Origin of the sequence: Pectobacterium sp. PL64 (assembly GCF_022477975.1) — a bacterium.
GTDB lineage: Bacteria > Pseudomonadota > Gammaproteobacteria > Enterobacterales > Enterobacteriaceae > Pectobacterium > Pectobacterium jejuense.
This window is the reverse complement of record NZ_CP092070.1, coordinates 1,083,747-1,109,867: the sequence shown is the minus strand read 5'-3', so window position 1 is coordinate 1,109,867 and position 26,121 is coordinate 1,083,747. Positions and strand designations below refer to the sequence as shown.

The window sequence follows — 26,121 nt, the reverse complement described above, 5'->3', positions numbered from 1 at the left end:
TTCCCACCATGCCGTGGATTTGTTTGATTGTACCCCTGTCCAACTGCAATGGTTGCTGGACGCTGGTCTCGGCACCGATCCTGACTATCAACCCGCACAGGTTTTAATCGGCGGGGATGCCATTTCACAGGGGGTCTGGTCCCGCTTGCAGCAGCTTACCGAGACCCGATTTATCAACGTGTATGGACCGACAGAATGTACCGTCGACGCTACCGCCTGCCTTGTCGATACCTCGCAACCGACCCCGACTATCGGTCGCCCTCTCACCAATACGAAGATATATATTCTGGATGCACAGGGCCAACCTGTTCCTATCGGTGCGATCGGAGAAATCTACATTGGTGGAGCTGGCGTAGCACGCGGCTACCTCAATCGCCCAGAACTATCCGCAGAGCGCTTTATTGCCAATCCTTTTGTCGATGAGCAGGATGCCAGACTTTACAAAACAGGCGACCTTGGCCGCTGGCAATATGACGGTAGTATCGCCTATCTGGGACGTAATGATTTTCAAGTCAAACTGCGCGGCTTCCGTCTTGAACTCGGTGAAATCGAATCAATCCTCCTGCAACATCCAGAGGTTCAGGAAGCGGTCGTCATCGTTCGCGAAGATATACCCGGTGATAAACGTCTAGTGGCCTATTTTCAGGCTCAGCCGGGTACCCAACCGACGCCGGCCGACCTGCGTTTACCGCTCTCACAACGGTTAGCGGAATACATGATCCCCAGTGCCTTTGTCGCACTGGATACGTTTCCGCTAACGCCCAACGGTAAACTCGACCGCAAGGCACTTCCCGAACCCGATCAGTCAGCGATGGTCACACGCCACTACGAAGCCCCGCAGGGAGAAATGGAAACGATGCTGGCCACTATCTGGCAAGCGTTGTTGGGGGTGGATCGCGTTAGCCGCTATGACCATTTCTTCGAACTCGGTGGTCACTCACTGATGGTGGTTAGCCTGATTGAACGGCTGCGTAATCAAGGGAAAACACTCGATGTTCGCAGCGCGTTCTCATCACCAGTATTGTATGAAATGGCACGGGCAATACAGGTACACCAAGGCGACGCGGTTTTGGTCATTCCTCCTAACCTCATTCGTCAGGATTGCACCACCATTACACCGGATCAGTTGCCTCTGATCGCACTTTCGCAATTTGAAATAGACACTATCACCAGCACGGTACCGGGTGGCGTCACCAATGTACAAGATATCTACCCACTCGCCCCGTTACAGGAAGGCATTTTCTTTCATCGGCTATATCAGCAAACGGGCGATATTTACCAGTTAGACCTGTTAGTTGCCTTCGATACCCGAGAACGTCTCGATATCTTTCTGAACACGTTGCAAAAAGTTATCGACCGTCACGATATCCTTCGTACCGCGATCTGCTGGCAAGGTCTGAGCCAGCCAGTACAGGTAGTCTGGCGTCATGCACCGCTGCCGGTGAACACTTTCGAACCAGAATCGCCAGAGAACATTGCCGCTCAATTACGGGCTTACATCTCCCCTCAGACACGCAGCCTCGATCTGAATCAGGCGCCGTTGCTTGCCGCTGATATCGTCTACGATCCGTCACGCAGTGAGTGGCTGATGGCATTAAGAGTCCATCATCTCGTCAGCGACCATATGACGCTTGACCTGATTATCGCGGAAGTCCGCCTTATGCTGTGGGGGAGAACGGATGAACTCCCGATACCTCAGCCTTATCGTAACTTTATTGCTCATGTTCTTAGCATCCCCAATGCCGTTCACGAACAATATTTCCATGCTCGTCTTGCCGACGTCGACACCCCCACGATCCCCTTTGGTCTGGCACAGGTTCAGGACTATGACGGAGAAATGGCTGAAGCCACACTCTCTCTGGATCACGGCTTAGCAGAGGCTATTTACCACCACGCCCGCCAATGCAGCGTCAGCCCTGGTGTGTTGTTCCATGTTGCCTGGGCGCAGGTTTTGGCACACATCAGCGACAGTAGCGATGTTGTCTTCGGTTCAGTACTGCTGGGTCGCCTGCAAGGCTTCAGCGGTGCCGATCGTGTAATGGGGATGTTCGTCAACACGTTACCGCTGCGCATTACCCTTGACGATCGCAGCGTGTTAGACATCGTGCATAGCACTAATAATGAGCTTTTGTCCTTGCTGGAACATGAGCAGGCACCTTTGGCGCTCGCTCAACGCTGTAGCGGTGTCGCCCCTCCCATGCCGCTTTTCAGCACGCTTCTCAACTATCGTCGAACTCAGGCAAATACGGCGGCGACAACGTGGGCAGGTATGACGCTGTTGGCTGAAAGCCGACGCACGACCTATCCCTTTAATCTTTCTGTGGACGATCAAGGTGACGGTATTGAGATACTGTCTCAGACCATCGCAGACGTCGATCCCGCACGAACGCCAAAGACTGCTGGTCGATTTCAACGCCACCGATGTCGACCTGCCACAGACGCTGATTCACCAGCTCTTCGAACAACAGGTCGCACAGACCCCTGATGCCACCGCTGTCGTGTTCGAAGCACGGTCGCTCAGCTACGCGGAACTCAATCGCCGCGCCAACCGGCTGGCCCATCATCTGCTTTCGCTCGGTGTCAAACCCGATGACCGCGTCGCCCTCTGCCTCGAACGCAGCCCTGACATGGTCATCGGCCTGCTCGGTATCCTCAAGGCCGGCGCCGCCTACGTTCCGATGGACCCCGCCTATCCGGCTGAGCGCCTCGCCTATATGCTCGACGATGCCGCGCCGGTTGTCCTCCTGACCCACTCATCACTGCGTGACGCTTTCCGCCACTCGCTGCCGGTTGTGATGCTGGATAACGCCGCCCTGTTCGACGCCTGCCCGGAGACCAATCCTCGGGTTCAGGGACTGAACGCCAACCATCTCGCCTACATCATTTACACCTCCGGCTCTACCGGTAAACCTAAAGGCGTCATGGTCGAACACCGCGGACTCAGCAATTACCTCCTCTGGGCGCGTGGTTATTACGCCACATCTGGCACCCTCGACAGTATCGTCTCCTCCCCTATCGCCTTTGATGCCACCGTCACCAGCCTCTATCTGCCTCTCCTGTGCGGTGGCAGCATGCGGCTTATCCACGACGGACAGGAGCTCACCGAGTTACTGCCTGCGCTGCTTGATGCCCAACCCGGTACGCTGGTCAAAATCACACCGACGCACCTTGCCGCACTCGGTCAGGAGTTGCAGTCCGCCCGCAAGACCTGCCCGGACCTGCTCTTTGTCGTCGGCGGTGAAGCGCTATCCCCTGCCACCGTCGCACTCTGGCAGACGCTCTCTTCCGGCTCCCGCATCATCAACGAATACGGCCCCACCGAAACCGTCGTCGGCTGTATCACCTTTGATGCCCGTACCCCCAATTCGCTCACCGACAGCGTCCCCATTGGCCGACCCATTGCCAATACCCGCATCTATATTCTCGATGCGAAAGGTCAGCCCGTACCGGTCGGCGTCGCCGGCGAGCTCTATATCGGCGGGGCCGGCGTCGCACGCGGCTACCTCCACCGTCCCGACCTCACCGCCGAGCGCTTTATTGCCGACCCGTTCTCTGATGCAAAAGAGGCCCGGCTCTACAAGACCGGTGACCTCGGCCGCTGGCTGCCTGACGGTAATATCGAATACTTCGGCCGCAACGATTTCCAGATTAAGGTGCGCGGTTTCCGCATCGAGCCGGGGGAAATCGAAGCCCGACTGCTGCAGTGTACCGGCGTGCAGGAAGCGCTGGTCATTGCCCGTGAGGACAGCCCCGGTGATACCCGGCTGGTCGCCTACCTCATCGCGCAGCCTGGAACCGAACTCATTCCCTCCGTATTACGCAAGGCGCTTGCTCTCCATCTGGCCGAGTACATGGTGCCCAGCGCCTTTGTCACCCTTGATGCCTTCCCGCTCACGCCAAACGGCAAGCTGGACCGTAAAGCTCTACCGGTGCCAGAGCAATCCGCGATTGTCAGCCGTGGATATGAAGCCCCTGTCGGCGAGCTGGAAATGGCGTTGACTGAGATATGGCAGAATTTACTGGGACTGGAACGTATCGGACGTCACGATCACTTTTTCGAACTTGGCGGTCACTCAATACTCGCCGTGCAATGCTGAACCGCTGGACAAAGTCAGGCATCAGCGTCCCGCTGGTACAGACCCTGTTTGCGCACCCGACGCTGTGCGATCTGGCGGCGGCCATCAGCGGGCTGTCCCACGCGGCACCATCCGCGCTGCCGTGGCCGACCGCACGTCTCCGCTCCCACTCTCGTTTTCTCAACAGCGGCTGTGGTTCCTCACCCAGCTCGATCCAACGGCCAGCCGTGCCTATAACCTACCTGCCGCACTGCGTCTGATTGGTCGGTTCGACAAGAACGCCTTCATCACCGCACTCGACGGGCTGGTCGCGCGTCACGAAAGCCTGCGTACTCGTTTTACGTCGTTCAATGGCCAGCCCTGCCAGCAGATTGACCCAGAGACCATCGGCTTTAGCCTGACCTGTCTCGATATGCGAGAACTGGACGATGCGACCCGCGCACAGCGCGTGTCTGAACTTGCCACTCAGGAATCACGCAAGCCCTTTAATTTGACGGAAGGGCCGCTAATCCGCGGTCAGTTGCTGCAACTGGGCGATGAGATACATGTGCTGCTGCTCACCATGCACCACATCGTTTCCGACGGCTGGTCTATCGGCATTCTGGCCCGTGAACTGGCGGCACTGTATCAGGCTGCGTTGGATGGCTGCGACGCACGCTTGCCGACACTGTCAGTCCAGTACGCCGATTATGCCGTCTGGCAACGTGAGTGGTTGCAGGGTGAGACGCTCAACGACCTGCGTGATTTCTGGCGTCAGCAGCTACAGGGAGCGCCTGCTCTGCTGGAGCTTCCTACCGATCGGCCTCGCCCATCAGTACAACGCTATGAAGGTAACATTCTCCCTGTCAGCCTCGATCCAGAAGAGCTGGCAGCCTTGAGAACACTATGTCGCCAGCAGGGGACGACCCTGTTTATGACGCTGCTTGCCGTATGGAGTGTCGTGCTCTCCCGTCTCAGCGGTCAGGGCGATATCGTCGTCGGTACACCACTCGCTAACCGTAAACACAGCGAAACGGAAGGGCTGATCGGCTTTTTCGTCAATACGTTGGCTCTGCGGATTACTCCCAGCCAGTGCCAGACGGTCGGCGATCTCTTTACCCAAATTCGCGAACGGGCGATTGCCGCTTACACCTATCAGGATCTGCCTTTTGAACAAGTGGTGGAAACCCTGCAACCCGCTCGCAGCCTCAGTTACAGCCCTATTTTCCAGGTAATGCTGTCGCTGAATAATACCCCGATGCAGGCCTTGACGCTGCCCGGTCTGGAACTTTCTGCCATTGAGCGCCCACAGCGTAGTACCCACTTTGATCTGACGCTCTCCCTGACCGAAACTGAACGCAGTTTAGAAGGTGGGCTGATCTATTCCACCGACCTGTTTGATCGCGAGACGATTGTGCGTCTCAAAGGCTATCTACGAAATGTTTTGATCGCGATGGCAGATGATGTGGCACAGCCCGTCGCCACCCTGCCAATGCTACCGGACAATGAACGCCGGCAGGTCATGCTCGACTTCAACGCCACCGACGCCGATTTCCCACAGGATGCTCTCATCCATCAGCTCTTTGAAGACCAGGCCGCCCGCTCGCCTGAGGCCATCGCCGTCCTCTTTGAAGACCAGCACCTCTCCTATGAGGCGCTCAACCGCCGCGCCAACCAGCTCGCGCACCACCTGCTGTCGCTCGGCGTAAAACCCGATGACCGCGTCGCCATCTGCGTCGAGCGCTCTCTCGACATGGTCATCGGCCTCCTCGGCATTCTCAAGGCCGGCGCCGCCTATGTCCCGCTCGACCCCGGCTACCCTGCCGAGCGTCTCGCCTACATGCTCGACGATGCCGCCCCCGTCGCCCTGCTCACCCAGGCCGGCCGCCACGAGCTTCAGACCGGCTCCCTTCCGCTCATCCTGCTCGATACCGCCGACTTCAGCACGCTGAGTGACGACAACCCCGACATCGCCGGACTCGACGCCCACCATCTGGCCTACGTCATCTACACCTCCGGCTCCACCGGCAAGCCCAAGGGCGTCATGAACAGCCATCGCGGCCTCTGCAACCGGCTCGTCTGGATGCAGAACACCTATCGCCTCACCCCCGATGACCGCGTGCTGCAGAAAACCCCCTTCAGCTTCGACGTCTCCGTCTGGGAGTTCTTCTGGCCCCTGCTCTACGGCGCACGCCTCGTCATGGCTCGTCCCGACGGCCACAAGGATGCCGCCTACCTCGCGCAGCTCATCGAGCGCACCGGCATCACCACCCTGCACTTCGTCCCCTCCATGCTTCAGCAGTTCGTCCAGTGGGCCGATGCAGACTGTGCCTGTGACTCCCTGCGCCGCGTCATCTGCAGCGGTGAAGCCCTCCCGGCCGAGCTGCAGCAGCGCTTCTTTGCCCGCTTCAATGCCCAGCTCCATAACCTCTATGGCCCCACCGAGGCCGCCATTGACGTCACCTTCTGGGCCTGTCAGCCTGACGACCACCGCAGCTTTGTGCCCATTGGCCGCCCCATCGCCAATACCCAACTCTATATCCTCGATGCCCTCGGCCAGCCCGTTCCCCTCGGCGTCGCCGGTGAGCTCCATATCGGCGGGGTCGGCGTCGCCCGCGGCTACCTCAACCGTCCCGACCTCACCGCCGAGCGCTTTATTCCCGACCCGTTCAGCGACCGGCCCGGAGCCCGGCTCTACAAGACCGGTGACCTTGCCCGCTGGCTGCCCGACGGCAGCATCGAATACCTCGGCCGTAACGACTTTCAGGTCAAGCTGCGCGGCTTCCGTATCGAACTCGGTGAAATCGAAGCCCGCCTCATGCAGTGCCCCGGCGTGCAGGAGGCCGTTGTGGTCGCCCGTGAAGACAGCCCCGGTGATACCCGGCTGGTCGCCTACCTCTGTCCGCAGCCCGGCGTCACCCCCGACCCCGCCGACCTGCGTCAGCAGCTCAGCCTGCATCTGGCCGAGTACATGGTGCCCGGCGCGTTTGTCACCCTCGACGCCTTCCCGCTTACCCCCAACGGTAAACTGGACCGCAAGGCGCTGCCCGCCCCCGATCAGTCCGCCGTCGCCACCCGCGACTATGCCGCACCGCAGGGTGAGGTCGAAACCGCGCTGGCCGCTATCTGGCAGGAGCTGCTGGGGCTGGCGCGCGTCGGCCGCCACGACCACTTTTTCGAGCTCGGCGGTCACTCGCTGATGATTGTTAATCTGATCGAAGAAATGCGGCGTCAGGGTTACCCGCTTGATGTGCGAGGTGTGTTCTCAACACCGATTCTCAGTGAAATGGCACAGGCAGTGCTGGCGCATCAGGATAAACCGGCTGTAGTGGTGCCGCCCAACCGCATTCCGGCAGACTGCACCGCCATCACGCCCGACCTGCTGCCGCTGGTGACGCTCACCCAGCCGGAGATCGATACCGTAATGGCTACCGTCGCCGGCGGCGCCGCCAACGTACAGGATATCTACCCGCTTTCGCCTCTGCAGGAAGGCATTCTTTTCCATCACCAACTGCAGAAGCAAGGCGATGCTTACTTATTAAGAAATCTGGCAGCCTTTGACACGCGTGAGCATCTCGATAACTTCCTTGCCGCATTGCAGCAGGTTATCGATCGTCACGACATTCTGCGCACCGCCGTCTGCTGGCAGGGACTAAGCCAGCCGGTACAGGTGGTCTGGCGTCAGGCGGCGCTGCCGATACGTCATTTTGAAGCCACCTCATCAGAAGCGGTATTGGCACAGTTACAGGCACATACCGATCCATGCACCCATCGCGTCGATCTGAATCAGGCTCCTTTGTTTAGGGCCGATATCGCTCACGATACCAAACGAAACGAATGGCTGCTGGCGCTGCGCTTCCACCATCTGATTAGCGATCATATGACGCTGACGCTGATCGTCGGTGAAATCCGCCAGTTGTTGCAGGGTCAGCAGGACGCCCTGCCAACGCCGCTGCCGTACCGTAACTTTATCGCGCAAATATTAAGCGTACCGACCTCAGAACACGAGGCCTATTTCCGCGAACGGCTAGCGGATATCGATGCACCGACAGCGCCTTTTGGCCTGCTGGATGTACAGGGAGATGGCGGCAGCGTCACCGAGGCACATTTACCTCTGGAAGCCGCTTTGGCATCTGCGATTCGCAGTCAGGCTCGCCGTTTTGGCGTCAGCCCCAGCGTGCTGTTCCATGTGGCCTGGGCGCAGGTGCTGGCGCAGACCAGCGGTCGTGATGACGTGGTATTCGGCTCTGTTCTGCTGGGTCGACTCGCAGGCACCGCCGATGCCGATCGGACCATGGGGATGTTTATCAATACGCTGCCGCTGCGAGTATCCCTTGCCGAGAGTCGCGTGGAAGAAGTGGTTCAACGCACCTCACACGATCTCATGACGTTGCTGGAACATGAACAAGCCTCGCTGGCATTGGCACAACGCTGTAGCGGTGTGACGCCACCGATGCCGTTGTTCAGCACGCTGTTCAACTACCGCCATAGTTCACAGGATATTGACGATCTTGCCTGGAGCGGCATGCGTTTGCTCACGTCGGAAGAGCGTACCAACTATCCACTCATTCTTTCTGTCAACGACCGAGGTAACGCGTTTAGCCTGGAAGCACAGGCTATTGAGGGAATCGATCCTGAGCGCGTGGTGAATTACCTGATGACGGCAATCAGTGGTCTGACAGCGGCATTGGAAACGGAACCTCAGCGACCGATACGCAGCCTATCCGTGCTACCGGAATCCGAACGTCAGCAATTGCTGATTGGCTTTAATGCTACCGGCACGGATAGCCTGCCGCACGCGCTGATTCACGAGCGCATTGAACACGCGGCACGCCAGACGCCAGATGCCATTGCAGTCGTGTTCGGCGAACATACCCTCAGTTACGCTCAACTCAACCGCCGCGCCAACCGTCTTGCCCATCATCTGCTTACGCTCGGCGTACAGCCGGACGATCGGGTTGCGATTTGCGTCGAGCGTGGTCTGGAGATGATTGTTGGTCTGATCGGCATCCTCAAAGCCGGTGCCGCTTATGTGCCGTTGGATCCCTCTTATCCCGTCGATCGTCTGACTTATATGCTGGAGGATGCCGCCCCTGTTGCATTGCTGGCGCAAACCGATCTGGTCGCCCTGTTGGATAGCCCTCTGCCCACTATCGAACTCGATAATCTGCCAGCCGCTATCGCGGACGAGGCACCAGACAGTAACCCGACACCGCAATCGTTCGGCCTGACGCCACATCACCTGGCATATGTCATCTACACCTCTGGCTCCACGGGTAAACCCAAAGGGGTCATGGTTGAGCATCGTAATCTGTGTAATCTGGTTGATGCACTGTCTGATGCCTTCAATATCACCCGCGACAGCCGCTTGTTGCAGTTTGCTTCTTTCAGTTTCGATGCCTGTGTGTTTGAAGTCGCAACCACACTTTCTCAGGGCGGTAGTCTGGTACTTGCCCCCCGAGAAGCGCTGCTGCCCGGCGAGGCGCTGCTGACGACGCTACAAACGCAGGCGGTCACGCATGCGTTATTACCGCCTATTGCTGCCAGTGCTCTACCACCCGACGCCGACCTTCCTATGTTGAAGACCCTGATTCTGGGCGGAGAGGCGTGCAGCGCGGCGCAGGTTAAGCGCTGGACATCGGGCCGACAGGTGTTTAATGCCTACGGTCCAACGGAGATTACCGTCTGTGCTACTTTGTATCGCTGCGATGGGAGCCACAGCGGAGCACCACCGATTGGCAGCCCGATTGCCAACACGCAAATCTATATTCTGGATGAGCAAAAACAGCCAGTTCCGCTTGGTGTCGCCGGTGAAATCTATATTGGCGGTGCTGGTGTCGCACGCGGCTACCTTAATCGCCCGGCATTGACAGCCGAACGTTTTATTGCCGATCCGTTTAGCGATCGTCCTGATGCTCGGCTCTACAAGAGCGGCGACCTTGGCCGCTGGTTGCCCAATGGCGATATCGAGTATCTGGGTCGTAACGACTTCCAGATCAAACTGCGCGGTTTCCGTATCGAGCTGGGTGAAATAGAAACGCACTTGATGCAGTGCAGCGGCGTCGGCGAAGCGGTAGTGATTGCCCGTGAAGACAGCCCCGGTGACACCCGACTGGTGGCCTATCTTTGCCCACAATCGGATGCGGAACTCCACCCGACTGACCTGCGTCAACAGCTCAGCCAGCATCTGGCCGAGTATATGGTGCCTTCTGCCTTTGTCGTGCTTGATACGTTCCCACTCACGCCGAACGGCAAACTCGACCGTAATGCGCTACCCGCGCCCGGCCAAACGGCAGTCGCCCGTCATGACTATGAAGCACCGCAAGGCGAGTTGGAGACAGCTCTCGCGCAAATCTGGCAAGACCTGCTGGGGCTGGATCGCGTCGGCCGCCACGATCAGTTCTTCGAACTCGGTGGTCATTCGCTGATGATTGTCAGACTTATTGAACGTCTGCGTAGCCTTGGCTGGACACTTGAAGCCCGAAGCCTCTTTTCTACCCCAGTTCTCTGCGACATGGCGCAGGAAATACTGGAGAACCAAGATAAATCGGCGTTCATCGTTCCGCCTAATCGGATTGTCACAGACACCACAATCATTACGCCCGAGTTGTTGGCACTGGTCAAACTGTCTCAGGAAGAAATCGATACGGTTATCGCGACGGTACCCAACGGCGTAGCCAATGTGCAGGATATCTACCCGTTGGCTCCCTTGCAGGAAGGCATTCTGTTCCATTATCAGTTGCAGGAGAAAGGCGATACCTATCTGTTAAACAGCCTGCTCGCCTTTGACACGCAAGCACGCCTTGATGATTTCCTCGGCGCATTGCAACAGGTGATCGCACGCCACGATATTCTGCGCACCGCTATCTGCTGGCAAGGGCTCCATCAACCCGTGCAGGTGGTTTGGCGGCAGGCACCGCTGACGGTAAATACCCTGACGGCAACATCATCGGACGATATCCCAGCACAATTGCGTGCGGCTACCGATCCCAGCAATCATCGGCTCAACCTCAACCGTGCTCCGCTGCTTTCGGCGACGACAGCGCACGATCCGGTTCGCGGCGAATGGCTATTGTCGCTGAGCATCCATCATTTGATCAGCGACCATATGACACAGGCGCTGATCATCGATGAAATCCGCTTACTGTTGCAGGATCGGGCGGAAGCTCTGCCTGAACCACTACCGTATCGCAACTTTATCGCGCAGATCCTGAGCGTTCCACTTTCAGAACATGAGCACTATTTCCGCAGTCGACTGGCGGATATTGACACCCCGACAGCGCCTTTCGATCGCGTGGATGTGCAAGGCAACGGCGAGGACATCACCGAAGCACGTCTTTCACTCGATCCCGTACTGGCTGATACCATTCGCCGTCAGGCTCGCCAGCAGGGAATTAGCTCAAGTGTGCTATTCCATGTTGCCTGGGCACAGGTCCTTGCACTGACAAGCGGTCGTGATGACGTGGTCTTTGGCTCCGTGCTTTCGGGTCGCCTGCAGGGAAGCTCGGGGGCCGATCGAGTGATGGGGATGTTCATCAACACGCTGCCGCTGCGTGTATCGCTCCGGGAGCGCAGCGTACACGATGTTGTTCAGAATACGTCTCATGAGCTGATGGCGCTGTTAGCACATGAACAAGCACCGCTGGCATTGGCTCAGCAATGCAGTCAGGTTATCCCTCCTCTGCCACTGTTCAGCACGCTATTCAACTATCGTCATTCCCAGAAAGATACCAGCAACACATTCTGGGAGGGCATGCGCCAACTGAGCGGGCGAGAGCGCACTAACTATCCGATCACGCTGTCAGTGGACGATCTGGGCGATGGCTTTAACCTGACCGCCAAAACCGTCATGGGCGTCGACCCTGAACGGATCGTCCACTATATGCTTACCGCGCTTGAGAGTCTGGTCACGTCGCTGGAGAGCACACCGCAACAGGCGGCGTTAAGCCTGCCTATATTACCGGAAGTCGAACGTCAGCAGGTGCTGGTCGATTTCAATGCCACCGATGCCGACTTCCCGCGGCAGACGTTGATTCAGCAACCGTTTGAAGCACAGGCCGAACAGACCCCCGACGCCATTGCCGTGCTGTTTGAAGACCAGCATCTGACCTACCGCGAACTCAATCGCCGTGCCAACCAGCTGGCCCACCATCTGCTTTCGCTCGGTGTCAAACCCGATGACCGTGTCGCCCTCTGCGTCGAGCGCAGCCCCGAGATGATGGTCGGCCTGCTCGGTATCCTCAAGGCCGGCGCCGCCTACGTCCCGATGGACCCTGCCTATCCGGCGGAGCGCCTCGCCTATATGCTCGACGATGCCGCTCCGGTCGCCCTGCTGACCCAGTCCGCACGAGTGGCATCACTCAGCAGCACGCTGCCCACCGTCCTGCTGGATACGCCCGCTTCCACGGACTACCCGGATTCCAACCCCGTGGTACAGGGGCTGAACGCGACCCATCTGGCCTATGTGATTTACACCTCCGGCTCCACCGGCAGGCCCAAAGGGGTCATGGTCGCACACCGCAACGTGCTTCACCTTGCCACCGGTCTGAAAACGCTGCTGGCGCTCCGGCACCCCAGCCGCATCGCCCTCAACGCCAGCATCGTATTCGATGCCTCGGTGAAAAACTGGATACAGCTGCTGTCAGGCCACACGCTGGTGCTGGTGCCCGACGCTATCCGCGCCGATGCCCATCAGCTCTGGCACTATTTCGCCCGGCACGCCGTCAACCTGTTTGACTGTACCCCGGTGCAGTTGCAGTGGCTGCTCGACGCCGGACTGGGCACCGACCCGGCCTACCAGCCCGCACAGGTACTCATCGGCGGGGAGGCCATTTCGCCTGAGGTCTGGTCGCGCCTGCAGGCACTTTCCGATACCCGCTTTATCAACGTTTACGGCCCGACCGAATGTACCGTTGATGCCACCGCCTGCCTTATCGATACCTCGCAGCCGTTGCCGACCATCGGCAAACCGCTCACCAATACTCGCGTCTACATCCTGGATGCTCAGGGCCAGCCCGTTCCCGTCGGCGTCACCGGTGAACTCCATATCGGCGGGGCTGGCGTCGCCCGCGGCTACCTCCACCGCCCTGACCTCACCGCCGAACGCTTTATTGTCGATCCGTTCAGCGATAATCCTGACGCCCGGCTCTACAAGACCGGCGACCTCGGCCGCTGGCTGCCCGACGGCAGCATTGACTACCTTGGCCGTAACGACTTCCAGATCAAGGTGCGCGGTTTCCGTATCGAAGCAGGGGAAATCGAGTCCCGCCTCCTGCGCTGTCCGGGGTACAGGAGGCCGTGGTAATTGCCCGTGAAGACAGCCCCGGCGATACGCGGCTGGTGGCCTATCTCTGTGCCGCACCGGCGGCAACGCTGACGCCAGCCAGTCTGCGCCAGCAGCTCGCCGGCTCTCTGGCGGACTACATGATCCCGTCGGCCTTTGTCACGCTCGACGCGCTGCCGCTCACCCCGAACGGCAAGCTCGACCGTCAGGCCCTGCCCGTACCGGATCAGGCCGCCTTCGCCACCCGTGACTATGAAGCGCCGCAGGGCGACATCGAAAGCACGCTGGCTGCGCTCTGGCAGGACCTGCTGGGGCTGGATCGTGTCGGCCGCCACGATCGGTTCTTCGCCCTCGGCGGCCACTCGCTGCTGGCGGTGCAACTGCTGAACCGTCTGGACAAAGCCGGCATCAGCGTCCCGCTGGCTACCCTGTTTGCGCACCCGACGCTGTGCGATCTGGCGGCGGCCATCAGCGGGCTGACCCACGCGGCACCATCCACACTGCTCGTGGCCGACCGCACGTCTCCCCTGCCGCTGTCGTTTGCCCAGCAGCGGCTGTGGTTCCTGGCCCAGCTCGATCCGGCCGCCAGTCAGGCCTATCACCTGCCCGCCGCGCTGCGCCTTACCGGCCGGCTTGACCGCCCGGCGCTCACGGCCGCCCTCGACGGACTCATGGCCCGTCACGAAAGCCTGCGCACCCGCTTTACCGCCCGCGACGGGCAGCCTGCCCAGCAGATTGCCCCGGATACGCTCGGCTTCAGCCTCAGTTGCCATGACCTGCGTGAACTGGACGCGGCGGCACGCGACCTGCGCGTGTCCGAACTGGCCGAACAGGAGGCGCGTGCACCTTTCGATCTGACACTGGGGCCGCTGATCCGCGGTCAGCTGCTGCAGCTGGATGATGACACCCACATTCTGCTGCTGACCCAGCACCACATTATCTCCGACGGCTGGTCTATCGGCATTCTGGCACGCGAGCTGGCCGCGCTGTATCAGGCCGCGAGAGAGGGGCACGACGCCCAGTTGCCGCCGCTGCCGGTTCAGTACGCCGACTACGCCGTCTGGCAACGTCAGTGGCTACAGGGGGAGACGCTCGACAACCTGCGCGACTACTGGCGTCATCAGTTGGAAGGCGCACCGGCGCTGCTGACGCTGCCGACCGACCGGCCCCGTCCGGCGGTACAGCGCTATGCGGGCGATCAGGTTCCCTTCTTCCTCGATAGCGAACAATTGCACCGTCTGCATACCCTGAGCCAGCAACAGGGCACCACCCTGTTTATGACGCTGCTGGCCGCCTGGACAGTGGTGCTCGCCCGCCTCAGCGGGCAGGACGATATCGTTATCGGCACCCCGGTCGCCAACCGCCCCCGTCAGGAGCTGGAGGGCATGGTCGGCTTCTTCGTCAATACGCTGGCGTTGCGCACCGAGCCGGGGCGCTGCCGCTCGGTCGCGGAACTGCTCGAACAGATCCGCGAGCGGGCGCTGGACGCCTACGCCCATCAGGCCCTGCCGTTTGAACAGGTGGTAGAGGTGCTGCAACCCGTTCGCAACCTCAGCTACAGCCCGCTCTTTCAGGTGATGCTGTCGCTGAATAACACCCCGGCGCAGGCCCTGACGCTGCCCGGCCTTGAGATCTCTGCCGTTGAGCGTCCGCTGAACCGCACCCACTTTGATCTGTCGCTATCGCTGATTGAGACAGAAAATGGCCTCGAAGGCGGGCTGATTTACGCTACCGACCTGTTTGATCGGGACACCATCATCCGTCTGGTGGGTTATGTAGAAAATATCCTGATGGCAATGGCCGACGATGTGACGCAGCCGCTGAATTCGCTGCCCATGCTGCCGGAAATCGAACGCCAGCAGGTGCTGGTCGATTTCAATGCCACCGACGCCGACTTCCCGCGGCAGACGTTGATTCAGCAACCGTTTGAAGCACAGGCCGAGCAGACCCCCGATGCTATTGCCGTGCTGTTTGAAGACCAGCATCTGACCTACCGCGAACTCAATCGCCGTGCCAACCAGCTGGCCCACCACCTGCTTTCGCTCGGTGTCAAACCCGATGACCGCGTCGCCCTCTGCGTCGAGCGCAGCCCTGAGATGATGGTCGGCCTGCTCGGTATCCTCAAAGCCGGCGCCGCCTATGTCCCGATGGACCCCGCCTATCCGGCGGAGCGTGTGGCCCAACTGCTCGCCGACTGCCGCACCGGTCGCCCTGCTGACCCAGTCCGCTCGAGTGGCATCACTCGGCAGCACCCTGCCCACCGTCCTGCTGGATACGCCCGCTTCCACGCCTACCCGGACGACCAACCCCGTGGTACAGGGACTGAACGCGACCCATCTGGCCTATGTCATTTACACCTCCGGCTCCACCGGCAAACCCAAAGGGGTCATGGTCGCACACCGCAACGTGCTTCACCTTGCCACCGGTCTGAAAACGCTGCTGGCGCTCCGGCACCCCAGCCGCATCGCCCTCCCCGCCAGCATCGTATTCGATGCCTCGGTGAAAAACTGGATACAGCTGCTGTCAGGCCACACGCTGGTGCTGGTGCCCGACGCTATCCGCGCCGATGCCCATCAGCTCTGGCGCTATTTCGCCCGGCACGCCGTCAACCTGTTTGACTGCACCCCGGTGCAGTTGCAGTGGCTGCTCGATGCCGGACTGGGCACTGACCCAACCTACCAGCCCGCGCAGGTACTCATCGGCGGGGAAGCCATTTCGCCTGAAGTCTGGTCGCGCCTGCAGGCGCTTTCCGACACCCGCTTTATCAACGTTTACGGCCCGACCGAATGTACCGTTGATGCCACCGCCTGTCCTGTTGACCGCGCGCAGCCGCAGCGTCCCCATTGGCAAACCCTCACCAATACGAAGGTATATTCTGGATGCTCAGGGCCAGCCCGTTCCCGTCGGCGTCGCCGGTGAGCTCCATATCGGCGGGGCTGGCGTCGCCCGCGGCTACCTCCACCGTCCCGACCTCACCGCCGAGCGCTTTATTGCCGATCCGTTCAGCGATAATCCTGACGCCCGGCTCTACAAGACCGGCGACCTCGGCCGCTGGCTGCCCGACGGCAGCATTGACTACCTCGGCCGTAACGACTTCCAGATCAAGGTGCGCGGTTTCCGTATCGAAGCGGGGAAATCGAGCCCGCCTCCTGCAGCTGTCCGGGGTGCAGGAGGCCGTGGTCATTGCCCGTGAAGACAGCCCCGGCGATACGCGGCTGGTCGCCTATCTCTGCGCCACGCCGGCGGCAACGCTGACGCCAGCCAGTTTGCGCCAGCAACTGGCCGGCGCTCTGGCGGACTACATGATCCCGTCCGCCTTTGTCACGCTCGACGCCCTGCCCGCTCACCCCGAACGGCAAGCTCGACCGTCAGGCCCTGCCCGCACCGGATCAGGCCGCCTTCGCCACCCGTGACTATGAAGCGCCGCAGGGCGACATTGAAATCACGCTGGCCGCGCTCTGGCAGGACCTGCTGGGGCTGGATCGTGTCGGCCGCCACGATCGGTTCTTCGCCCTCGGCGGCCACTCGCTGCTGGCGGTGCAGCTGCTGAACCGCCTGGACAAAGCCGGCATCAGCGTCCCGCTGGCCACCCTGTTTGCGCACCCGACGCTGTGCGATCTGGCGGCGGCCATCAGCGGGCTGACCCACGCGGCACCATCCGCGCTGCCCGTGGCCGACCGCACGTCTCCCCTGCCGCTGTCGTTTGCCCAGCAGCGGCTGTGGTTCCTGGCCCAGCTCGATCCGGCCGCCAGTCAGGCCTATCACCTGCCCGCCGCGCTGCGCCTTACCGGCCGGCTTGACCGCCCGGCGCTCACGGCCGCCCTCGACGGACTCATGGCCCGTCACGAAAGCCTGCGCACCCGCTTTACCGCCCGCGACGGGCAGCCTGCCCAGCAGATTGCTCCGGATACGCTCGGCTTCAGCCTCAGTTGCCATGACCTGCGCGATCTGGACGCGGCGGCACGCGCCACACGCGTGTCCGAACTGGCCGAACAGGAGGCGCGTGCACCTTTCGATCTGACACAGGGGCCGCTGATCCGCGGTCAGTTGCTGCGGCTGGATGATGACACCCACATTCTGCTGCTGACCCAGCACCACATTATCTCCGACGGCTGGTCTATCGGCATTCTGGCACGCGAGCTGGCCGCGCTGTATCAAGCCGCGAGAGAGGGACACGACGCCCAGTTGCCGCCGCTGCTGGTCCAGTACGCCGACTACGCCGTCTGGCAACGTCAGTGGCTGCAGGGGGAGACGCTCGACAACCTGCGCGACTACTGGCGTCATCAGCTGGAAGGCGCACCGGCACTGCTGACGTTGCCGACTGACCGGCCCCGTCCGGCGGTACAGCGCTATGCGGGCGATCAGGTTTCCTTCTTCCTCGATAGCGAACAGCTGCACCGCCTGCATACCCTGAGCCAGCAACAGGGCACCACCCTGTTTATGACGCTGCTGGCTGCCTGGACGGTGGTGCTCACCCGCCTCAGCGGACAGGACGATATCGTTATCGGCACCCCGGTCGCCAACCGCCCCCGTCAGGAGTTGGAGGGCATGGTCGGCTTCTTCGTCAATACGCTGGCGTTGCGCACCGAGCCGGGGCGCTGCCGCTCGGTCGCAGAACTGCTCGAACAGATCCGCGAGCGGGCGCTGGACGCCTACGCCCATCAGGCTCTGCCGTTTGAACAGGTGGTGGAAGCACTGCAACCGACGCGCAGCCTCAGCTACAGTCCGCTCTTTCAGGTGATGCTGTCACTGAATAACACCCCGGCGCAGGCCCTGACGCTGCCCGGCCTTGAGCTCTCTGTCGTTGAGCGCCCACAGCGTAGCACGCACTTTGATCTGACCCTGTCACTGACCGAAACTGAAAGCGGTCTCGAAGGCGGGTTGCTCTACGCTACCGACCTGTTTGATCGGGACACCATCATCCGTGTGGTGGGTTATGTAGAAAATATCCTGATGGCAATGGCCGACGATGTGACGCAGCCGCTGAATTCGCTGCCCATGCTGCCAGAGGCCGAACGCCAGAGACTGCTGGTCGATTTCAACGCCACCGATGTCGACCTGCCACAGACGCTGATTCACCAACTCTTCGAACAACAGGTCGCACAGACCCCTGATGCCACCGCTGTCGTGTTCGAAGAGCAGCACATCACTTATGACGAACTCAACCGCCGCGCCAACCGGCTGGCACACCATCTGCTTTCACTCGGCGTCAAACCCGATGACCGTATCGCCCTCTGCCTCGAGCGCAGCCCTGACATGGTCATCGGCCTGCTCGGTATCCTCAAGGCCGGCGCCGCCTATGTTCCGATGGACCCCGGCTACCCTGCCGAGCGCCTCGCCTATATGCTCGATGATGCCGCACCGGTTGTGCTCCTGACCCACTCATCACTGCGTGACGCTTTCCGCCACTCGCTGCCAGTCGTGATGCTGGATAACGCCGCCCTGTTCGACGCCTGCCCGGAGACCAATCCTCGGGTTCAGGGACTGAACGCCAACCATCTCGCCTATATCATCTACACCTCCGGCTCTACCGGTAAACCTAAAGGCGTCATGGTCGAACACCGCGGATTCAGCAATTACCTCCTCTGGGCGCGTGGTTATTACGCCACATCTGGCACCCTCGACAGTATCGTCTCCTCCCCTGTCGCCTTTGATGCCACCGTCACCAGCCTCTATCTGCCTCTCCTGTGCGGTGGCAGCATGCGGCTTATCCACGACGGACAGGAGCTCACCGAGTTACTGCCTGCGCTGCTTGATGCTCAACCCGGTACGCTGGTCAAAATCACACCGACGCACCTTGCCGCGCTCGGTCAGGAGCTGCAGTCCGCCCGCAAGACCTGCCCGGACCTGCTCTTTGTCGTCGGCGGCGAAGCGCTGTCCCCTGCCACTGTCGCACTCTGGCAGGCGCTCTCTTCCGGCTCCCGCATCATCAACGAATACGGCCCCACCGAAACCGTCGTCGGCTGTATCACCTTTGATGCCCGTATCCCCAATTCGCTCACCGACAGCGTCCCCATTGGCCGGCCCATTGCCAATACCCGCATCTATATTCTCGATGCGAAAGGTCAGCCCGTACCGGTCGGCGTCGCCGGCGAGCTCTATATCGGCGGGGCCGGCGTCGCACGCGGCTACCCTCCACCGTCCCGACCTCACCGCCGAGCGCTTTATTGTCGACCCGTTCTCTGACGCAAAAGAGGCCCGGCTCTACAAGACCGGTGACCTCGGCCGCTGGCTGCCTGACGGTAATATCGAATACCTCGGCCGCAACGATTTCCAGATTAAGGTGCGCGGTTTCCGCATCGAACCGGGGGAAATCGAAGCCCGACTGCTGCAGTGCCCCGGCGTGCAGGAAGCGCTGGTCATTGCCCGTGAGGACAGCCCCGGTGATACCCGTCTGGTCGCCTACCTTATTGCGCAGCCCGGAGCCACACCTGAACCGGCAGACCTACGCCAGCAGCTTAGTCAGCATGTAGTCGAGTACATGGTGCCCAGTGCTTACGTCATCCTTGACGCCTTCCCGCTCACGCCAAATGGCAAGCTGGACCGCAAGGCGCTGCCCGTTCCCGGTCAGTCCGCTGTAGTTACTCGTGGTTATGAAGCCCCGCAGGGCGACGTCGAAATCACACTGGCTGCGCTCTGGCAAGAGCTGTTGGGGTTGGATCGTGTTGGCCGCCACGATCACTTCTTCGAACTCGGCGGCCATTCGCTGATGATCGTCAGCCTGATTGAGCGACTCCGCCGTACAGGATTGACGCTTGATGTGCGTGGCGTTTTCTCAACACCGGTTCTCAGTGAAATGGCGCTGGCGATACAGACGTATCAGGATCAACCGACCGTTGTCGTACCGCTTAACCGTATTCCGGCAGGATGTACTGCGCTTACTCCTGATATGCTGCCGCTAGCAACGCTGACTCAGGCGGAGATCGATCGGATAACCGATACCGTGTCTGGCGGTGCGAGCAATATACAAGACATCTATCCGCTCGCACCGTTGCAAGAAGGCATTCTCTTCCACCATCTCCTGCAAGATCAGGGGGATACCTACCTGCTGCGCAGCATGGTGGCCTTTCCCCACCGCGAACGTCTTGATGCGTTTCTCGGAGCACTTCAACACGTCATTAATCGCCACGACATTCTGCGCACTGCCGTTTGCTGGCAGGATTTAAGCCAGCCAATGCAGGTGGTATGGCGTCAGGCAATATTGCCAATCAACCATTTTGAACCGACCTCACAGGACGAGGTACTGGCAGAGTTGCAGGCCCATACTGAGCCGCGCACACGTCGGATAGATCTCAGTCAGGCACCGTTGTTCAGAGCCGATATTGCTCACGATCCCCAGAAAGGTGAGTGGCTGCTGGCGCTGAGTTTCCATCACCTGATCAGCGATCATATGACGCTGGCGCTGATCGTCAGCGAAATCCGCTTATTATTGCAGCATCGTGCTGATGCGTTACCGACCCCGCTCCCGTACCGCAATTTCATCGCCCAGACGCTAAGCGTACCGAACTCAGCGCATGAAGCGTATTTCCGCGACCAGTTAGCCGATGTTGATGAACCGACCGCACCTTTCGGGTTACTTAACGTACAGGGTAGCGGCGAGGACATCCACGAAGCCCGTCTGGTACTGGATTCCACATTGGCATCCGCTATTCGACAACAGGCTCGTTCTCTTGGCGTCAGCCCCGGCGTGCTGTTCCATGTTGCCTGGGCGCAGGTACTGGCACAGACCAGCGGTCGTGATGACGTGGTATTTGGCTCTGTTCTGCTCGGTCGTCTTGCCGGCGCAGAAGGGGCTGACCGAATCATGGGGATGTTCATCAATACGCTGCCGCTGCGAATTTCTCTTGCAGATCGCGGCGCAGCAGAGGTGGTTCAGCACACCTCACACAATTTGATGACGCTACTGGAACATGAGCAGGCACCGCTGGCGCTGGCTCAACGCTGTAGCGGTGTGACACCGCCAATGCCGTTATTCAGTGCTTTACTCAACTATCGCCATACGCAGGCCGGCTCGACCGACAATACCTTAAGCGACATTCGTGTACTAACGTCAGAAGAGCGCACCAACTATCCACTCACGCTTGCAGTAGACGATAGGGGCGAAGGATTTAGTCTGGTTGCGCAGACACTGGCAGACATCGACCCTCATCGTCTGGTGAGCTATATGATGACGGCAATCAGCAGCCTGGTCGATGCGCTGGAAACAGAACCTCAGCGTTCCATACTGAGCCTGCCGGTTCTGCCGGACAGCGAACGTCAACAGATGCTGGTTGATTTCAACGCGACCGACGTGGATATCCCACGGCATGCGCTTATCCACGAACTGTTTGAAGCACAGGTTGCCCGCACACCTGATGCCATCGCGGTGGTATTCGGGGAAACCGTCCTTAGCTATGACAATCTTAATCGCCGGGCTAATCGCCTTGCCCACCATCTTCTCTCGTTCGGCGTACAGCCCGACGCGCGCGTCGCGATTTGCGTCGAACGCGGTCTGGACATGGTTGTCGGGCTACTCGGTATCCTCAAAGCAGGCGGAGCCTATGTACCATTAGATCCGACTTATCCCGTCGAACGTCTGCGCTACATGCTCGATGATGCCAAACCCGTCGTACTGCTCACTCAGTCGGCGCATATCGGGATAATGAACGACAGCTTGCCTGTGGTTCTGCTTGATGGCGGAGACGCCAGTCCGTTTGATAACGAACCGGATACTCCGACTGAGGCTCGGAAACAAGGGCTAACGCCAGGGAATCTGGCTTATGTGATTTACACCTCTGGCTCAACAGGGAAACCCAAAGGCGTCATGGTGGAACATGCCAACATGGTTAATTTCCTCTGTTCGATGCGTAAGGAACCCGGCATAACCCAAGAGGATGTTCTGCTCGGCGTCACATCTCTGTCTTTTGATATCTCCATATTGGAGATCTTCCTGCCGCTATTGAACGGTGCTCAGCTGGTTCTGGCCACGCAGGCACAGGCGGCAGATGCACAACAGCTGGCGATGCTGATCGAACGCCACGCGGTGTCCTTCATGCAGGCCACGCCGTCGACCTGGCGTATGTTACTGGAGTTAAGTGATTTCACCCTGCCGCCGGACTTTAAAGCACTGTGCGGGGGGGAAGCGCTGCCTGAGAATCTGGCGACCGCGTTGCTTCAGAAGGTAACGACGCTCTGGAATCTGTATGGCCCGACAGAAACTACGATCTGGTCCACGCTAAATGGCCTGACGGCACCGACACCTTATATTGGTCACTCCATTGCCAATACCCAGATCTATATTCTGGATCCGCAGGGGCGCGTGGTTCCTCTCGGCGTCGCGGGGGAAATCCATATCGCCGGTGCCGGCGTCGTTCGCGGCTATCTTGGTCGTCCCGATCTCACGGCAGAGCGCTTTATCCACGATCCGTTCTCACGTTCGCCAGAAGCCCGGATGTACAAGACGGGCGATCTCGGGCGCTGGCTGCCTGACGGCACCCTTGAGTATCTGGGGCGTAACGATTTTCAGGTCAAAGTCCGCGGCTTCCGTATCGAACTGGGCGAAATTGAAACCCGCCTCGTCCGCTGCCCAGGGGTACACGATGCCGTGGTCATTGCACGCGAAGATAGCCCCGGCGACAAACGACTGGTTGCCTACCTGCGTGCTCAGCCTGATACGGCGCTTGACCCTGCCGAACTACGACAGAGGCTCAGCGAGGAATTGGCCGAGTACATGATCCCGAGTGCATTCGTCACGCTGGATGCCTTCCCGCTCACGCCAAACGGCAAACTTGATCGCAAGGCACTACCGGCACCAGACCAGTCGGCAATAGCCACTCGCGGTTATGAAGCACCACAGGGTGAACTGGAAACCGCGCTGGCTCGGATTTGGCAAACGCTGCTGGGGCTGGAGCGTGTAGGACGACATGACCATTTCTTTGAGCTCGGAGGACACTCGCTCCTTGCCGTGCAGCTAAACGCCCGCATACGTGCGGAATTTTTAACCGACATCCCCATCGTTGCCATTTTCCAACATCCGCAGCTATCCGCGCTGGCGGAGGTCATTCTGGCCGCACAAATTCACGCAGCCTGGGGAAATGACACCGACGCTCTCACACACGATCTCGACTCAATGTCAGCAGAAGAATTAATGGCGATTTTAGACGGAGACACAAATGATGAATAAAGAAAACATGAGCATTGAAGAGCTAAAACGCGCCGTTCTGGAGAAAAAAGTTAAAGAACAGCTGAAGCAGCGTGGACATCAACAGCGCCCGTCGATTAAGAAAGTTGATCGGAATATGCCGCTGCCGCTCTCTTTTGCTCAACAGCGGCTGTGGTTTATTGGCCAGCTCGATCAGGCAGCCAGTCAGGCCTATCATCTTCCCGCTGCCCTGCGGCTTACCGGCAAACTCGATAAACTGGCGCTCACGGCCGCACTTGATAGCCTGATCGCTCGCCATGAAAGCCTTCGCACGCATTTTGCGCTGGTTGATGGGCAGCCCTGCCAGCAGATTGCCCCCGAAGAGACCCGCTTTTGTTTATCCAGCCTCGACCTGCGCGACCTTGACGAAACAGCACGAGCCCAACGGGTGGCCGAGTTGACCGAGAGTGAAGCGCGTGAGCCGTTCGATCTCATGCAAGGTCCGCTGATTCGCGGCCAGCTATTACAGTTGAGCGATGAAGAACATGCTTTGCTCATTACCCAGCACCACATCATCTCCGATGGCTGGTCTCTGGGGATCTTCGTTCGTGAATTTTCTGCCCTGTATCGCGCCGCACTCAGCGGCCACCCGGCCCATTTACCACCGCTACCGATTCAGTACGCCGATTATGCCGCCTGGCAACGCGACTGGCTCAAAGAAGATACGCTCGCCGAACAGCGTGATTTTTGGCATAAGCAGTTACAGGGCGCGCCCGCGCTGTTAGAGCTGCCAACTGACCGTCCGCGCCCTGCCGTGCAGCGCTATGTGGGCAGCCATGTGTCTTTCCATCTCAGTGCCGATGTTCTTAATGCGCTCAAAATACAAGGTCATCAACAGGGAACCACGCTGTTTATGACCGTACTTGCCGCATGGAGCCTCGTGCTGTCTCGTCTCAGTGGTCAAGACGACATCGTCATTGGTACGCCGATCGCCAATCGTACCCGCCATGAACTGGAAGGGCTGATTGGCTTCTTCGTTAATACGCTGGCACTGCGTATTGAGCTGACCTCGTGTAAGACGCTGGAAGCGCTGCTGGCTCAGGTTAAAGAACAGTCACTTTCCGCTTATGCCCATCAGGATCTCCCGTTCGATCAGGTAGTGGAAGTGCTGCAACCCGCACGTAGCCTCAGCTACAGTCCAATTTTTCAGGTGATGCTGGCTCTGAATAATACGTCCTCACAGAGATTAACGCTGCCCGATCTGGATGTCTCTTTTATTGAACAACCTAAACACAGCGCTCAGTTTGACCTGATGTTATCGATTAGCGAGACAGATAATGGTCTGACTGGCTCGCTAGAATATGCTGTCGATCTTTTCGATCGGGAAACCATTGAGCGCGTGGCTGGATACGTAGTAAATGTACTCACAGCCATTGCCACCGACGTAGCACAGCCTCTGTGGTCCGTGCCGATGCTGTCGGCAGACGAGCGCCAGCAGGTGCTGGTCGACTTTAACCCAGCTAACGCCGAGTTGCCTGCTCCCGCGCTGATTCAGACTCGCTTCGAAGCGCAGGTGCAACGCTCACCCGACGCCACCGCCGTCGTCTTCGAATCACGTTCGCTCAGCTATCAGGCGCTCAACCGTCGTGCCAACCAGCTCGCCCATCACCTCATCGGCCTCGGCGTTAAACCCGATGACCGCGTCGCCATTTGCGTCGAACGCAGCCCTGAAATGATTATTGGCCTTCTGGCTATCCTTAAAGCTGGAGCTGCCTATCTTCCGTTAGACCCCGCCTACCCATCCGAGCGCCTTGCCTATATGCTGGAGGACGCCACGCCCGTGGCTCTGCTCACCCAGTCGGCACTCACCACTGTCCTACCGGACACCGCGCTGACCACCGTACTGCTCGACGCAAACGACGACGTTGACATGCAGCCTGACCACAACCCCGATGCGAACGCGCTGGGCGTCACGCCAGGTCATCTCGCCTATGTTATCTACACCTCCGGTTCCACCGGTAAACCCAAAGGTGTCATGGTCGAGCATGCCAGTGTCACCCGCCTGCTCGACGCAACGCAGGACGATTTCCATTTTGACAGCCACGACGTCTGGACCCAGTTCCACTCCTTTGCGTTCGACTTCTCCGTCTGGGAAATATGGGGAGCACTCACCTACGGCGGCAAGTTGGTTGTCGTTCCGGCCCTGTGTGCCCGTTCACCGCAGGAGTTCTATTCCCTGATCTGTCGGGAGCGCGTAACGGTACTTAACCAGACGCCGGGGGCGTTCCGCCAGTTGATTGCCGCACGGGATGACGCTGACCACACGCTGCGGTGCATCATCTTCGGCGGGGAGGCGCTGGAGCTACATATGCTGGCTCCGTGGATAGCGGATAACCCGGTTGAACACACCCGTTTGATTAATATGTACGGCATCACCGAGATTACCGTTCATGCCACCTTCCGCGAACTGACTGCCGCCGATATCAACGCCGGACGCGGTAGCCTCATCGGCAAGCCCTTGTCGGATCTGCGCGCCTACCTGCTTGACCCGCACGGTCAGCCGGTGCCGGTCGGTGTCTCCGGTGAGCTCTATATCGGCGGAGCCGGCGTTGCGCGCGGCTACCTCAACCGTCCCGAGCTGACCGCTGAGCGCTTTATTGCCG

At 59.7% G+C, this 26,121-nt stretch carries 1 protein-coding gene and 1 pseudogene (both running past the window's edge); both read left to right on the top strand.

The genetic code is table 11. From position 1 onward, the window contains the following. Positions 1-23,500: pseudogene (locus HP572_RS22985) on the top strand (non-ribosomal peptide synthase/polyketide synthase) (it extends 2,129 nt beyond the left edge of the window). Beyond that, positions 23,490-26,121, top strand: the start of a protein-coding gene (locus tag HP572_RS04630) for a non-ribosomal peptide synthetase (RefSeq protein WP_256462092.1). 4,397 nt of this gene lie beyond the right edge of the window; 2,632 of the gene's 7,029 nt are visible here — the first part of the coding sequence; it begins with the start codon at positions 23,490-23,492; its stop codon lies off the right edge, out of view. The pseudogene HP572_RS22985 and the gene HP572_RS04630 overlap by 11 nt, the downstream one beginning before the upstream one ends.